Source organism: Priestia megaterium, from assembly GCF_046599315.1.
GTDB lineage: Bacteria > Bacillota > Bacilli > Bacillales > Bacillaceae_H > Priestia > Priestia megaterium_F.
The window spans coordinates 14,535-29,715 of the sequence record NZ_JBKIKC010000011.1; the positions used below are offsets into that span (position 1 = coordinate 14,535).

The 15,181-nt window shown below is 31.0% G+C and carries 15 protein-coding genes; 8 read left to right on the forward strand and 7 right to left on the reverse strand.

Annotated elements, in window-relative coordinates:
- The first annotated feature begins 152 nt into the window (after window positions 1-152).
- On the forward strand, window positions 153-593 hold the full coding sequence (locus tag ACLHDF_RS23485) for an SDR family oxidoreductase (protein WP_413921005.1): 441 nt from the start codon (window positions 153-155) through the stop codon (window positions 591-593).
- A gap of 1,488 nt (window positions 594-2,081) precedes the next feature.
- Here the strand turns inward: ACLHDF_RS23485 and ACLHDF_RS23490 are convergent.
- The 3 genes from ACLHDF_RS23490 to ACLHDF_RS23500 form a co-directional block, all read right to left on the reverse strand.
- Window positions 2,082-2,510 (reverse strand): spore coat protein, encoded by a 429-nt coding sequence (locus ACLHDF_RS23490; protein WP_413921006.1) that lies wholly within the window; start codon window positions 2,508-2,510, stop codon window positions 2,082-2,084.
- Between the two features lie 37 nt (window positions 2,511-2,547).
- Window positions 2,548-3,081, reverse strand: a complete 534-nt coding sequence (locus ACLHDF_RS23495; protein ID WP_413921007.1) for a spore coat protein — start codon at window positions 3,079-3,081, stop codon at window positions 2,548-2,550.
- A 137-nt stretch (window positions 3,082-3,218) separates the two neighbouring features.
- On the reverse strand, window positions 3,219-3,443 hold the full coding sequence (locus ACLHDF_RS23500) for a hypothetical protein (protein WP_413921008.1): 225 nt from the start codon (window positions 3,441-3,443) through the stop codon (window positions 3,219-3,221).
- Window positions 3,444-3,735: 292 nt separating this feature from the next.
- Between ACLHDF_RS23500 and ACLHDF_RS23505 the strand changes: the two genes are divergently transcribed.
- The 6 genes from ACLHDF_RS23505 (at window position 3,736) to ACLHDF_RS23530 (ending at window position 9,931) form a co-directional block, all read left to right on the forward strand.
- A complete protein-coding gene (locus tag ACLHDF_RS23505; RefSeq protein ID WP_413921009.1) occupies window positions 3,736-4,554 on the forward strand; it encodes a YncE family protein in 819 nt (272 codons plus the stop codon).
- 587 nt (window positions 4,555-5,141) lie between these two features.
- Window positions 5,142-5,798: a PIG-L deacetylase family protein gene (locus ACLHDF_RS23510; RefSeq protein WP_413921010.1), complete on the forward strand. Its 657-nt coding sequence runs from the start codon at window positions 5,142-5,144 to the stop codon at window positions 5,796-5,798.
- Window positions 5,795-7,081 (forward strand): glycosyltransferase family 4 protein, encoded by a 1,287-nt coding sequence (locus tag ACLHDF_RS23515; RefSeq protein ID WP_413921011.1) that lies wholly within the window; start codon window positions 5,795-5,797, stop codon window positions 7,079-7,081. Before ACLHDF_RS23510 ends, ACLHDF_RS23515 begins: the two co-directional genes overlap by 4 nt.
- Window positions 7,082-7,096: 15 nt before the next feature.
- A complete protein-coding gene (locus ACLHDF_RS23520) occupies window positions 7,097-8,272 on the forward strand; it encodes a carbamoyl-phosphate synthase (RefSeq protein WP_413921012.1) in 1,176 nt (391 codons plus the stop codon).
- Between the two features lie 5 nt (window positions 8,273-8,277).
- Complete coding sequence (locus ACLHDF_RS23525) at window positions 8,278-9,336, forward strand: phosphotransferase (protein ID WP_413921099.1); 1,059 nt, start codon at window positions 8,278-8,280, stop codon at window positions 9,334-9,336.
- A gap of 172 nt (window positions 9,337-9,508) precedes the next feature.
- Complete coding sequence (locus ACLHDF_RS23530) at window positions 9,509-9,931, forward strand: hypothetical protein (RefSeq protein WP_413921013.1); 423 nt, start codon at window positions 9,509-9,511, stop codon at window positions 9,929-9,931.
- A 712-nt stretch (window positions 9,932-10,643) separates the two neighbouring features.
- Here ACLHDF_RS23530 and ACLHDF_RS23535 read toward each other — a convergent pair.
- On the reverse strand, window positions 10,644-10,775 hold the full coding sequence (locus tag ACLHDF_RS23535) for a hypothetical protein (RefSeq protein ID WP_413921014.1): 132 nt from the start codon (window positions 10,773-10,775) through the stop codon (window positions 10,644-10,646).
- Window positions 10,776-11,296: 521 nt separating this feature from the next.
- Between ACLHDF_RS23535 and ACLHDF_RS23540 the strand changes: the two genes are divergently transcribed.
- Window positions 11,297-11,866, forward strand: coding sequence for a kinase (locus ACLHDF_RS23540; RefSeq protein WP_413921015.1), 570 nt, complete (start codon window positions 11,297-11,299; stop codon window positions 11,864-11,866).
- Window positions 11,867-11,959: 93 nt separating this feature from the next.
- Here the strand turns inward: ACLHDF_RS23540 and ACLHDF_RS23545 are convergent, their stop codons facing one another.
- From ACLHDF_RS23545 to ACLHDF_RS23555, 3 genes are all read right to left on the reverse strand, one after another.
- Window positions 11,960-12,457 (reverse strand): hypothetical protein, encoded by a 498-nt coding sequence (locus tag ACLHDF_RS23545; protein WP_413921016.1) that lies wholly within the window; start codon window positions 12,455-12,457, stop codon window positions 11,960-11,962.
- Between the two features lie 353 nt (window positions 12,458-12,810).
- Entirely contained in the window at window positions 12,811-13,296 is a 486-nt protein-coding gene (locus ACLHDF_RS23550) for a C1q-like domain-containing protein (RefSeq protein WP_413921017.1), read from the reverse strand.
- Between the two features lie 445 nt (window positions 13,297-13,741).
- Window positions 13,742-14,218 (reverse strand): hypothetical protein, encoded by a 477-nt coding sequence (locus ACLHDF_RS23555; RefSeq protein WP_413921018.1) that lies wholly within the window; start codon window positions 14,216-14,218, stop codon window positions 13,742-13,744.
- Window positions 14,219-15,181 lie beyond the last annotated feature (963 nt).

The window sequence follows — 15,181 nt, forward strand, 5'->3', positions numbered from 1 at the left end:
AATTATTAATTAGTAAATTTTCATTTGGAAGTAGAAGAAAAAAACAATTTGATAATATTGATAGTTTATTTACTAATGAATTTGGACCTAAACCAAAAAATATAACAAATTTACATCTTAAAGGTTTTTGTTAAGCACATAACGATCTCTTATTGTCTGCGCTTTATCTAACCAAACAACTCCTTTCTAATACGATACCTCAGAAATGGGGAAGGATTATAATAAATGCTTTAATTACTGCTAAAGATCCTTCGGAAACACTTGTATTAACAAATGTATACAGGGCTGCTTTAACTTCTTATTCCAAAACTCTCGCTCAGCAATTTGTTAGTCATGGAATTACAGTTAATACCGTTGGTTCCGGTTCTTTTAGAGCTGCTCGGGCATTAGAACTATTAAATGAAATGTCTAAAAAACAAAAACGTAATGTTAAAGATATTGAATTAGGGATAACTCAACGTTTACCAATGAAAAGATATAATGAACCAAAAGAATTTGGTAATGTTGTAGCTTTTTTAGCTAGTGACGCAGCCAGTGCTATTACAGGGACCTTTATTCCTATTGATGGTGGAATATCCCGTGGTTTATTTTAAATTCATTATACTGATTTTGGGAATTCCTTCTTAAAAGGGATAGCTCAAATGAATTGCCTATCAGATTGTTCATTATAAAATTATCTTGTCAGAGAAGGTGAAATTAAAAATTTTATTAATCCCATCCAGAACCGTTTTATAGATTAGTAATCAAACAAGAGTTCTCTAGGGCTTTTAATTTGTACAATATACTCCCTTTTTCTCTATACTTCTCACTTTCATTCATTTTTAATAAGGTGAATTTCTCCTTTAAACATACACAATAATAACTTAAGTAATCACAGTATATATACTAACTTCAAACTTTCTCCGATAGATTAACACTTTATTAAAATTCTTTAGATTTACTGTGAAATTATATGAAAAATTTTTTTCTTTTGGACGGTGCTGACCTATGTTTTGAGAGAGAGGTTAAACACCTTTTAAGTGAAAAGTTGGCGGTATTATTCGGAGGACTGGCTGCTTAGTTTTGTTTCGTTTGAATACAGATGTTATTATTATAAATATAGGTATTGTCATTTTATTCCATTATGGGCATTGTATTAAAATTTAACTTGGCGAAGTAGAACATTTTAGACTTTATTGAAGCATGAAATGATTCAATGCAAGCATTATTGGAGATTGGCGCACTCCAATATAATAGGCTACAATTGCTCGATATTTTACAAATAAAAATCAACTAGGTAATTTTAACCCCTTCCCTGAAATAATAATCAGCTTAAAAACCCTATTTCAGTAAATTACTAGCAATTTAGAAGACTACCTTATTGGTTTACATTTTTTACTTTGACATCATATTGCTATCTATCTATCTTTCTTTAGTAAACATTTTACTGCCATATGATTCATTTCCGGTTGCACTTACCTTCCAACTCTCTTTACATTTTTATTGCCCCCTCAATCTGTTGTTTTAAACGCCAATTTTCTGCTTATAAAAAAGGCTATTGTTTATCCATGGGTTGGTGTGTCCACATTCTAACATCACTTCATTTATGTATTTAATGGTGTATGATTTTGTATATTTAATATAGTCATTACTCCGCTCTCAGAAATATTTTACATTTGTATATAGCTTGTAACTTGGCGTTTGACAAATAACGTATTCTTATATTAATACAAAAACACCTTCAAGTTATCATTAGGTATCCAAACGCCTTTTTTTAACTTAGAGATGTTTTTGATTTATCTCACTCTATGAGTTTAATCCTTTTATTAGAGAAGATATTTTGCCTTCTTCTCTAATAAAAGGATAGCGAATAAATTTAGCTAAATATATCCATGAGTTTAAATATCACGTAATAATCTTAGGAACTCTATATAATTCTATCGTACTACTCAAGGTGTTAACTGAAACTATTAACTGAGAGAACCGTTTTTTAGACTATCCCTCTCCTTTCCTGCTAGTAACCTCTTATTAGATGGAAAAATCCAAGATTATTACGATTATCTTTTTGTCTTAGTTTATAACGTTAAAAAAATAACTCATAATTATGAGCTAAGTAGAGAAATAAATATTGCGATTAACACTTCAATTGCTACTTGAATATTTAAAGCAGCATCTGCATCTAATGTCTTGACTTTTACATTTATTGATCCTTCGATAACTGTTTTTTGATTATTTCGTTGTCTAGTCCCCAATAGTGCTGACATTTCTTGAGCTACAATTTCACCCTGATTGACATTACTTGTGAGAATGGCTACAACAGCTGCAATAGCTACCTCAATAGCAAGTTGTAGTTGCACCGCTACTTGTGCATCTGTTGTGTTTACTTCAACACATTCAGAATCCTTAACAATAATCCACTCAAAGGATCCTTGTTCAATTGAACTTACTTTATCTGCTTCTTGATCGATAACTGCCCCATTATGTGTTCCAGTTTTACAATGGTCCAGTGCTCTCCATTTTTGTTCACCCATACTATTTCACCTCTTTAAATTTTTAATTAAATAAGAATTAAGAACTAAGGACAGAAACAAATACTGCAATTAGTGCTTCAATTACTGCTTGAATGTTTACAGCGACATCTGCATCAGTTGTTGTAATTTTGACATCTTTTGAATTTACAATGATAATTTTTTGTTTGTTAGTTTGCTCAAGATTAGCGTGCGCGAGTAAGTCTTGAGCTATAACTTCAGAATTCGCAACATTACTGGAAAGAATAGAAATTACTACTCCAAGAGCTACTTGGATAACAACTTGAAGCTGCACAGCTACCTGAGTATCTGTTGTAGAAACTTCAATGTCGCATGAATCTTTAATCCAAATTAATTCAGTAGATTCTTGATCTACGAATGAAAATGCATCTGCTTCTTGCTCAATAACTGCATCTTCTTTACTCTCGTCCTCAAAATGATTATCGCTTTCAAATAAATGTGAAAAATGATCATCCTCTTCTAATTCGAAACGACTTTTGTAATCATGGCTAGAATGTTTCTTTTTACTTCTTTTCTTTACTTCACGAGACTCATAGCGTTTATGAGTTGGCATGACTAACACTCCTTTCCTTATATAAAATAATATATGATTTATAGAATGAATAAGATTGGGCTAAACCCTATGAGTTTATGTCCAATTTCAAAATAGAAAAAACGCCTAAGAAAAGGCGTTTTTAAGAAGAATCAGAATTACTTTGGTTTCGTTTTTGGAGAAGTGGCCTTGGCTCTCTCAGCAAGTGTATTGGATTGCTGTTTTAATTCTTCTAACAAATCGAAGATTAGTTGTTTTTGTTCATCAGTCACTTTCCCTCTAACATTCTCTTTTGTAATACCGTGTTTTTGAAGAATGTTTAGCATCATTAATTCCATAAGTTTGTTAGGGTTTTCCCCAGGTTTTTGATTTGAATTATTCAAGTTACCTGCTCCTTTCATGATATATGCCATAATACTATATGTATTTACTGCACAAAAAGAAACTCTTAAGTTCAACCTTTACTCTCCAATATTATAAATTTTAAAATGATGCCAGAGGTATATCATATCCAATATAGGGGTAAAAGTGTACATGTGAAAATTTATCTTATAATGAAGTCAAGTCATTTTTTTGAATAATAAAAAAATAAGAATATCATATATTTATACATAAGATATTTCCCTTATACTTTCAACAATTTTCTTACAGTAATTATGAAAAGAGTTGGTGAAAATGGCGAAGAAAGCAAAAAAAATAAATGTTAATTTTAGCGATAGTGGGGCGTCTAACGATCAACTATATGTAATAGATGAGAATAATAACGTAATTTCTGTCGTTAATGCAACAACAAATAATGTAGTTTCTACTATCCCTGTAGGCCATCAGCCAGTTAGCCTAAATGGGAATCCAAATAACAATCGGATTTATGTAACAAATGGGGGGAGCCAAACGGTTTCTGTAATTGACGGGGCAACAAATACTGTAATTGCTATCATTCCAGTAGGGATTCAACCGGCCGGTGTAGGAATCAATCCATATATCAATCGAATTTATATATCAAATAGAGGAAGTAATACCGTTTCTGTAATTGATGGGTTAACTAATACTGTAATTTCCACGATTTCGGTAGAGACTTACCCAACTGATATAGATGTCCATCCATATATCAATCGAATTTATGTAACAAATGAATTTAGGAATACCGTTTCTGTAATTGATGGGTTAACTAATACTGTAATTTCTACGATCTCAGTAGAATCTCAACCGTCTGGTATAGGTATAAATTCGGCCACTAACCGAATTTATATATCAAATAGGGGAAGTAATACTGTTTCTGTAATTGATGCAATAACAAACACTGTAATGGCTATTATTCCTGTAGGCCATCAGCCAACCAGTATAGAGGTTAATTCATCCAATAATCAGATCTATGTGACACATGAATTAGAAAATACAATTTCTGTGATTGATGGGTTAACCAATATCGTAGTTGCTACTGTTCCGGTAACATCTCCTATAGCTAACATCGATGAGGACCTTTCTTTAGAATAATCTATCCCTATAAAATTTATAAGGAGTAACAATGTAATAACCAGACAAAAAATATAGAACTGAGCATGTTATTATAAGTATATTGATAATATTTGTATTAAAATACCATTTAATTAGATATCGCAAAATTCCTTTTTAAGCAGCTTATCTCTGGATATAGTCAGTAAGAGTTAACCACGATACTATAAAATTCGCGCCAAAATTAAATTTAATGTAAGTAGATTAAAAAGCCATAGGTTTGAAGAGCCCTGGCTTTTTTTGTGTGCTCTTAGACTAATTAGGGGATAACCAAGAAAAATTACATATTACTCGTGTTGATTTAGTTCTTATAAAAAGCAACTATATATCTTACTCAAACCATTGTTTATGAACGAACGTTTTTCAATTTTCTCCTTAGAATTCCTCTATACTTTTCCACTCATAGGTAATTATTTGTTATGTGAAAATTAAAAAATATACAGCCATTCTAAGTTACTGTCATCGAAGAAATTTCTAAATTTATAACTATTCGTTCTCCGCCAATGACAGTTTCTAAAGGTACAAGTACTTCATATATTAAATATAATACGGAACCAGGAGGAAAGAAAATGAGAGATTGTATATTAGTGATTGGGGCTCATCCTGATGATGAGCTATTAGGAACAGCAGGAACTTTAAAAAGATTTGTAGATGAAGGCTATGAAGTAATTTCAATTGTTGTGGCCTTAGGAAGAAAAGAAGAAGCACACCATATTCAAGAGTTTGGAAAACTTGCCAACAAGCAACTTGGTATTAATGAAGTAATATTCCTTGGGCACCCTAATCTAGAGTTAGAATCAATTCCTCTTCATTTATTGACGAAAGAAATTGAAAAATTGATCCAAAAATATAAACCTAGTAAAATATTTACCCACCATTACGGAGATTTGAATATTGATCATCAAATTACATTTAAAGCGGTGTTAACAGCAACTAGACCTCTTCCTAATAAGGAACCAATAGAGTTAATTACATTTGAAACTGTATCTTCTAGCGAATGGAATGCTTCCACTTCTGATAACCTATTTAAACCAAATTATTTTGTTGATATCACCAGTAACATTGATGCTAAGATTAATGCACTTAAATATTATGACGTGGAAATGCGAAATTTCCCTCACCCCCGTTCTTACGAAGGAGTTAAACATCTAGGTAGAGTTCGAGGTATGACTATTGGTGTGCCGTATGCAGAAGCTTTTGAAGTGATAAGAAGGGTTTGGAAATGATAAGAGATCTTATTTTCCCTTACCCTTATATCATTAAAAAAATGGATGAATACTATAAACCTAATCTTCCGCCAGTAAAAGTTAGAGAAGAATATAGAACAAAGATAAGCCCTCAAAAACGGGCCTCAAAAAAGAAACTCACTATATTAATTGCTACATTTTGGGACTACCCTCATATAGGAGGATTGTCCAATTATATTACGGAACTTAGTAAAGGTTTAAAAAAACAAGGCCACAAAGTTGATGTTATCTCCCCTAATCTATTCCCCAGTGCGACAGTAAAAAATTTACGAGAAGATATTACCCCTAAATTAAAGGAATTCTTCCTTAAACGATATGGGAGTTATGATAAAAAAATCTTATCTAATAGTCGTCTTTTATATGTATATGAACAGATGCTTCAAAAAATGGATTTAGAGAAATACGATATCTTTCATGCACAGGATATATTTACAGCAAATATTCTAGGAAGATTTAATGCAAATTACAACAAGCCTTTATTTTTCACTCCTCATGGAATGTTCACCTTCAAGAGATTAAAATTCAACTTAATGGAAAAGGGTTCTATTGAAGAAACCTATTATAAAGAGCTAGAGAGAAAGGCAATAGAGTTTGCTAGTCAACTCATTATTCTTAGTGACTCATTTCGTGATTCATTAACAGAATTAGGAGCAAAACACGAAAAAATGACAACTGTAATTACAGGTATTAATTACCCAGAAAAATATTACAAAAAAAAGCTGGGGCACCAAGAAAAACTTGTAATTACATGTGTCGCTAGGTTAGGACCAAGAAAAGGGCACAACTATTTACTTAGTGCATTATCACGTATTAGACAATATACAAATAATGTTGAAGTATTAATAGTTGGTGATGGTGAAATGCGAGCAACTTTAGAAAAACAGGTACATTCCTTAGATTTACCTATGGTGAATTTTTTAGGTTCAAGAGACGATGTACCTTATATTTTAAGCAAAACAGACATTTTTGTACTTCCAACAATTAACGATAGTTTACCGATTGCGATTATTGAAGCCATGCATAGCGGTACGGCAATAATTTCAACAGATTGCGGTGGTATTCCAGAAATTATTAAACATGGTAAAACAGGAATCGTTGTTGAACCTGGAGATACAGAAGAACTAGCACAAGCATTAAGATTTTTCATTGTTAATAAACAAGCGCGGGATAAAGCTAGTACTAATGCATTTAATTTTGCTAAGACACACTTAACCACAGATGGAATGATAAAAAAAATAGAAAGTATATATAATAAATTTTAAAGGTGGCTAAACCTTATGAAACATGAACATTGTGCAGTTGTACTTGATTTGAGTGCAAATGGGGTTGGAATAATTCGAAGTTTATCTAAAAAAGGGATAAAAGTATACGCTTTTGATACAGAGAGAGCTTATAAGATAGGAAAATCCCGTTTAGCGACTTGTGATATATGTCCCAATCCTTTAACCGAAGAAAATGAATTGCTTACGGTTTTAATCAATCTTTCTCAAAGTATAGGAAAAAAACCTGTATTATATGCAGGTTCTGATGATTATATTGTTTTCATTTCAAAAAACCGCAAAGAACTGTCTAAATACTTTTTGTTCTTACTTCCGGATCACTCTTTAATTGAAGAAGTTTTAGACAAAGAGAAGGCATATGAACTGGCTTTAAAGCATAATATCGCATGTCCTAAAACATATATTGTAGAAAATGAAGACCACTTTGAAGAAGCGATTGCTAATCTTGATTTCCCTTGTATCCTCAAGCCAGTTCTTGGCCATGAATTCAGAAAAAGTATTAACAAAAAAGCTATCTTAATAAATGATTTAAATCAATTAAAAGCTGATTACCAGACCTATAGAGAATATGGAAAGCTGCTTATTCAAGAAATTATTCCTGGAGATGATAATTGCTTTTATAAAGTCGCTACTTTTTACGATGACAATATGAAATTAATGGCATTATTCTCCTTGCAAAAAAATCACCAATTTCCTGCAGAGTTTGGAACTGGTGCACATATTATAAGTAAGCGAGTTCCAGAGCTTTTCGATATATGTTTACCCTTTTTTGAAGAAATTGAACTTAAAGGCATTGGTATGGCTGAATTCAAAAAGGATCCTCGAGATGGTATTTACAAATTCATTGAAATAAACCCACGTTTTTGGTTAACACACAGCTTAACAGAACCTTCTGGTATTAATTTTGTCTATATGTATTATTTATATTTAACTAAACAAAATCCTGAGCCCATCTTCTATCAAATAGATGGAGTTAAATGGATATATCTAGTGAGATATTACCTGACTTTTCTTCAAAAAAGAAAAAGAAAAGAAATGAGTTTTATTGATTTTTATAGAGGTTTTGAGGGAAAAAAAGAGTTCGCCCTATTTGCATGGAATGACCTAATGCCATTTATTAGAAGTACATGTTCTCACTTAGTTAATGCTTGGAAACAACAAAGGAAGGAATGAAAATTGTGTATGAACCTAAATTATTATACAAACTATTTACGAAATTAAAGATTTCTGAAAAGCTTTCTTATTCCATGGGCGAAAAAGTTATCATTGACCCTACTAAAATCGAGTGTCTGAAATCAACCAACAGAAGCAGCATATATAAATTATTACTTCGAAAAAAAAGTGGTTACTATCCAATTATTTTTAAGGTCTATAGTTCAACAACCCAAAAAAATGAAGTTGAAATTAATATATACAAGAAACTCCACCCACTGTTAAAAGAATTTTTACCTCAAATTTATCTCATAGAAAGGAATCCAAACGAGGACTGGGTATTCATGGAATTCGTTAATCAAATACGCGGTCAATTAAAATTTACCCCAAAACATTTAAACTACATTATTCCCACGGTTGCTAAACTTCATGCTCGCACATTTGAAGACAAATTCAAAAAATATAATGATGCTTGGAGTTCTTGGCTTCCAACTTATGATTCCTCATCAGCGAGAAAGGAACGAGAAAAACACATTGAAAAAACGATCGTTTTTCTCGATGAGGCAGTTAGCGATGACAGAATAAAAGATGTAATAAAACCTTATTATAGATCCTTAATAAAACTATATAGTAAAGGTCCAGATTTTTTCCCTGAATTACTGGAAAGTGGTTCTTCTCTTACACATGGAGATCTTCACATGCAAAATATATGTAGTAAAGACGTTACCATAAATGATCCCTGGAATATTCAGTTCATTGATTGGGAGTCAGCAAAATATGCTCCCACATGGTTTGATATGGTAGTTTTAGTAGAAATATTATTAGGATTCAGAGCAGATTGGCAAAAATACGCTGAAGAAATTCGAAATCATTGTATAGTAACTTACGTTAACGAAATGAAAAAGCACGGAATTAAATTTAAAACTGATCCAAGAGATCTTTACAAAATGGCTTATTTACAAAGAACATTAGAAAAAGGATTGCACACCCAATTACGAAGAATATTTGATAACCGCGGAGGCGAGTTACTAGGTTATCATCTAGAAAAAGTAGCAATTTGGGGTAGGGAATTAGGAATAGATTGATAGATAAAAGTAAGTTATCAATCTCTATAAATAACAATCTTTCCGAAGAGGCATTTTTAAATGTCTCTCCGGAAAGATTAAAAAATAGGCTGTAATGTTGAATATTTTTCCGTATAGTACAAGCAATTTCACTGTAGAAAAATAGAATATAATATGAAAGGAGGAAAGCAATATGAGTAAATCTTATAAAAACAAAAAAGAAGGCGAGCATTACGATTTAAAAGTCATCCATGACGCTAGCAAAAACAAGCATGACTGTAAGTGCAAAAAAGAGAAATATGAAGAAAAATACGAGTACAAGCACAAAAAGGACAAATATAAAGACAAAGATGAGTGCAAGCACAAAAAGGACAATTACGAGTCCAAAGACAAAAAGGATAAATATAAAGACAAAGATGAGTGCAAGCACAAAAAGGACAATTACGAGTCCAAAGACAAAAAGGATAAATATAAAGACAAATACGAGTACAAGCACAAAAAGGACAAATACGAGTTCAAAGACAAAAAAGATAAATATAAAGACAAAGATGAGTACAAGTACAAAAAAGATAAATGTAAAGGTAAAAGCACAGATTACGATACAATGTATCCGTAAATAATCCTTTTTTAATTATCAAATAAACTTCAATTAAATTTCTAAATAAATATCCCTTTTTAATCACGGATTCACGATTAATAAAGGGATATTTTTAACCTAGGTATTACACATATTCACTCTCTCAGATATTTGACTCACCTAATTTGTCTCAAAAATGTAAAGAAGCAATCTTTTTATAGCTTCAATAAGTGAACAGCAATATCACATTAATATTTAAACATTTTCTAGAAATAGTCTTATGAAACTTCACTAATTCCTCTAGTAACATAGCAGTTTTTTAAATAGACCCTAAGTATGTATGTCTTTAATTACAATAATATTTTACGTTTTGATAAGTTATGTAAGGAGCTTTATTAGAAGATCAGTTTGTGTATAAATAGTATAACAGGAGTGCGTCTAACCCTTTGTTTTCGTGTAAGTCGATTAAAAGAGCGATTGGTTCCTCATAATATGTCTCTTGGTTTCTAAACTTTTCTTTTAGTATTGGCGAGAATCCAAACCTTAAGAATTTAATATTTTAACAATCAGCAGTATCTTTAAGTTTTAAAGTAATCTCTACTGTTTTTTTATTTGTTGTAAATAGCACCCTTTATTCGCTAATATAACCCAGGTGAAATTACATAACCATTCCTTCATTAGGCTTGAAAGAATGGTTATGTAGCTTCTATTAATAGTTACATAAAAAAAATATATTATGCAAATGGGGTAATTATCCTTTTTTCCACAGACTAATAATTCTTACCGTTGCACCAGAATCTTTGTGCTCACTTTTCTTTTTTTTCTTTTTAGAAGAACCTTCTTCTGAATTCTTCTCATCGTCCCAGTATTCTTTATAACCCATAATAATAGCACCTCTCTTCCAATTTTAATAATATTATATGTAAAAATAAGAAATCGGAAAGGGTACTTGTACCATATTTCAAAAAAAGTTTCTGATTTAAAATAACATTTAAAAAATAAATATTTAGGAATTTCTTTAATAACACCAAATAACAAATTATAAGTTAACGGATTATCAAGATAACTAATATCAACTAGAATTATTAATTTACACTATAAAATATATTTTCTAATTAACGGACAAGAATCCAAGCATCTTATTAATCCAAGAATAAGATATAAAATATGAGAAAATAACAAAACTTACGTTTCCCCCCTATAACTATAACCCGCAATTCAATAGAAAGAGAGTCATAAGATACTCGTCTAAATGCTAACTTAAGTAAATTAATGAATCTTTTATACATTTATAAGGCGAAGGTTCAAGTAATTAACATTTAGGTTACCTAATAGTAATAAAAATGAAGAAACCACCAGCTTAGATTTTGAAAACATGATTCTTCATTTTAAGGAGGAATAGATTTGAAAGATTTTTCACCAACAATCAATCATAAACACAATAAGGTTATTCGTAAGGAAGACTTAAAAGAATATGAAATAATCGGGGACGGAGCAGATGGAGTAGTTTATCAACTAACATCTGATCGGTGTATTAAATTTTTTTTTAAAGAAGAAACACAAAAAAGGGAATTGGAAGCACTGCTAATAGGCCAGTCATCTCCAGTAATACCACGCCTTTATCAATATGGTGCAAACTTTATAGTTATGGAGTATGTAAAAGGATTTTCACTCGCACGATACCTAAAAAAGCATGGACAGTTAACGAAGCCTCTAGTTGAGAAGATTTTAAACATGTTGGATGAACTAAAAAAATTAGGGTTCACTAGATATGATGCAGAAATACGCCATGTGTTAATCAACGAGTTAGGGGATTTAAAAGTTATTGATCATAAAAGAGCTTTTACTTCTGACCAACCTGTACCTGTTAAATTATTGAAAGGATTTAAAAAACTAGGGTTAACAGACGAATTTTTGAAATTTGTAAGAGAAATTCGTCCATCCGTCTATGATGAATGGAAAAAATATAAGTAAAGTATTATTATTTTATTATGCAGGTAGTAGTGAAAGGATAATCCATAAAAACGAAAACTAATATTAATCTTTTAATTTTATAGGATATCCTTTTCACTTTAGTGTAAAGTCCCCATAATCAATAAAGACAATTTTCCCTTTCTTTGTTAAGGCTAAATTAGGTCTTACTAAATCTTTAGGTCTTACTCCATATTGTCTAAACCTCTTTTTTAAATACTTTAATTGGTTATCGTAATCTTCAGTTCTAGGTACTGGGATTGTCATTTTTTTCATTATAATCCACCCATATCCGAAGTCCTTAATTGGACACAGGTGTTCTTTTAACTTAGCGTGACAGTTCTTATATATTATGAATTCATTTTTATTACTTTTAAGCCCCAATTCTGACGTGGCAACTTTTAATACATAACCATTTTGAAGATCAAAAGTGACCCGTTCGTATCCATATCCAATTATTTTATAATCTAGTTTTAAGGTCTTTACTGCCGCTTTAGTCATCCACTCTGTATCTTGTGTTTTATACTGCTTCATCTTCGTTATCCACAAATTAATGGACTTTATATCTTCATCACGCAAAATAGCACTTACCACTTTTCCTCCTCTTTTCTCTAAAAGTTTGACTATATAATATATTTAAAAGAAATTTTCCTATTAGGCTAATGAAAATATTAATACATCTGTGTTGAGTTCTACATAGATCTTAAAATTGAACTTTCTCATTTAGTATGAATTAATTATTAAGAAAAGGTTTAATAACTTACAAGGCAATTATATAAGGGGTAAAGGTAAAATTAACAAGCTTGAACAGTTCAAAGAAATGTATAAGTAGTATAGAAATTATTCTATTCATCAATTTAAAGACGTTTTTATATAGCGGAAAGAAGGTTTACTCGGAGATAATAATAGGTCAAATGAAATTAAGCTTAAACTAACATTCATATTGTTTAGGGAAATACTTTGACTGCTGAAAAAGTTGTACTGCCGTCCCCTTGTATCACGCCATTAATACTACTTCTCATCCCTACTACTACTTGATCTCCCGCATTTAACCAAAGAGTTTCACTTGTTGTTATAATTCCTGGCCTTTTTCCTGCAAAAGCTTCATTATCTCTCCCTTCAGTTTCGCCCTTGTTAGTTATGAGAAAAACTATATCTAAGTTATATGGGCCACTATTAAAAGGTTTAAATTTAACTGATGACGTTAGGGTATATACTCCATTTTCTCTTGGAACAAAAGTAGAGGTATTTAAATCATATTCATTCGCCAAATCATATTGTTCAGTTTGAAAGCGAACCTTGTTAGCATTGTTGGCCTCGAGAGGAGTATTTACATTATTAAGAGCTCTAAAAGCAGAAGCTCCTGCTCTTATATCGTTAACATACGGTCTATATATCCCCTCATAATTATAAGGCATATAATAATTTTTCATTTCATCAACCCCATTTCCTGTGTTTTCTATACAGTTTATTCCTTTATAGAAAAAGGGTTAGTATTCCTAGCCTACTATAGGCAAAAATACTACTTTGATACTTTTTTCTTAGCATTCTCTACAATAGCAAACCCATCAATCTATGATAAAAGCTGTTACCGATGTCAATTGTTAAATGTAAAAGATAAATCTCAATTGGATTCCTTCTAATTTATTATATATACAAAATTCCTTTCTTTTTGTGCTTGTCCAGTTATGCTAAATTTCTGTGAATTCAATAAATAACTTACTTTTTAATCCACTAAGTAAGAAAAAACAAGTATGCTCTGCTTTCGAAATTCTTCTATATCTTCATAAATACTTATCTTATAAGGAATAAATCCGTTCTTCCACTTTACTTTCGAGCAAGAGGGTGTGCATATGCAAAAACCCTCTTACATTATTGTTACACATTATGTTTACGTTCTTTTATCATTTGAAAAATAAACTCTTTGTTATTTTCTAAGAGCTCTTTTGGAGTTGTATTATGATTCTTGGCATGACGAGCAAAGTTAGTTTTACTGTACCATTGGTGACATAAAGGACAAGGTAGTTCATTTTCAACCTCATAATGAGCTGACGTCCAGCGACTAGAAAAAGAAGAAGAGCTATTTGTAGTTTTTTTTATATACGGTGTATTCTCATCTTGTATAGATTTTTGTATTCGTCCTGTAGTTGCAGCAACTTCGCTTGTAGTCGTTGTATATAGGTTCTCATCTAGTTCTTCCCTAATGAGTAAATATCCAGCTTCCGACATTGATAGCCCTAACTCATCACAACGTTCTCGAAATTGCTCATATATACTTTCTGGCAATCGAATCGGTAACACTTTACTTGCTTCTTTTGATCTTGATTGACGAGCGTACTTATCTAGCTTTCCCACCTTATCACCTCGTGTATACAATTTGTATACATATTCAGCACTTAGTCCTCATGTTCCTGCCATTCATCCAAATACATTTTGTATACGTTCTGTATTCGTAGATGATTTTTCAACAACTATAAATATGGTAATAGAAATTAATAGATCTTTTTTCAAGAAATCGTATTAATCATTATTTTAGTATTAAATATAAATTAAAAATTAATTTTTATTGAGATATATTTATAATTTATTTATTTTTATATAGTTATTATAAAAATCATTTTATATAAATTTATTTTAATTATTACTTATTTTGTAGAAAAATAACCAATTTGTCCTCACTAGGTGTAAATAGTAAAACTATTATTTTTAATAAATGTTATCTTATTTACTTATCGTATATTGTAATTTTATTAATTTTATTTATTAATATATGTTAAATAAAAAATGTTTCTATACTAACATACACTAAAAAAATCTTAAAATTGACAAGTTTGTTGTTCTTCTATTGATATGTGTTAATAAAATGTTTCTAAGGAAATAGTGTGTAACTATAGATAATACCCTATTTTTTTATTAGTGCTATTTCCTTTAGGCTAACACATTTATAAAAGATGCACTTTTTATACATCTTTCATTCAAGCGTTCTTAGAATACTATCGAATCTACCATAGATAAAAATTTGCGCATCCGAGAGAACACAGCTTTTCAAAAATCCTTCCACGTAAGCTGCGCCTTCAGTTGTTAGACACAAACTAACAATTGAAGGCGCAGTTTTTTTGAAGAAATTTTCAAAAAATCAACGATTCTATGAGGACAGATAAGGGAGATGTGAATAGTTGGGTTCAACGTTTTCAATATCAAATTTAGAAGAACGCTTAAAAGATGGCAAACTCTTTATAAGAACGATAGCATTGATGCCTTAAAACCTAGGGAAAAAAGGGGTCCATCCATGAAGAAGAGAAAAAGGTCACTGAACCT

Coding starts and splice junctions, on each gene's coding strand:
- ACLHDF_RS23510 (WP_413921010.1), top strand. CDS start 5,142: ATGAGAGATTGTATATTAGTGATTGGGGCTCATCCTGATGATGAGCTA.
- ACLHDF_RS23505 (WP_413921009.1), top strand. CDS start 3,736: ATGGCGAAGAAAGCAAAAAAAATAAATGTTAATTTTAGCGATAGTGGG.
- ACLHDF_RS23515 (WP_413921011.1), top strand. CDS start 5,795: ATGATAAGAGATCTTATTTTCCCTTACCCTTATATCATTAAAAAAATG.
- ACLHDF_RS23495 (WP_413921007.1), bottom strand. CDS start 3,081: ATGCCAACTCATAAACGCTATGAGTCTCGTGAAGTAAAGAAAAGAAGT.
- ACLHDF_RS23550 (WP_413921017.1), bottom strand. CDS start 13,296: ATGAAAAATTATTATATGCCTTATAATTATGAGGGGATATATAGACCG.
- ACLHDF_RS23535 (WP_413921014.1), bottom strand. CDS start 10,775: ATGGGTTATAAAGAATACTGGGACGATGAGAAGAATTCAGAAGAAGGT.
- ACLHDF_RS23520 (WP_413921012.1), top strand. CDS start 7,097: ATGAAACATGAACATTGTGCAGTTGTACTTGATTTGAGTGCAAATGGG.
- ACLHDF_RS23530 (WP_413921013.1), top strand. CDS start 9,509: ATGAGTAAATCTTATAAAAACAAAAAAGAAGGCGAGCATTACGATTTA.
- ACLHDF_RS23490 (WP_413921006.1), bottom strand. CDS start 2,510: ATGGGTGAACAAAAATGGAGAGCACTGGACCATTGTAAAACTGGAACA.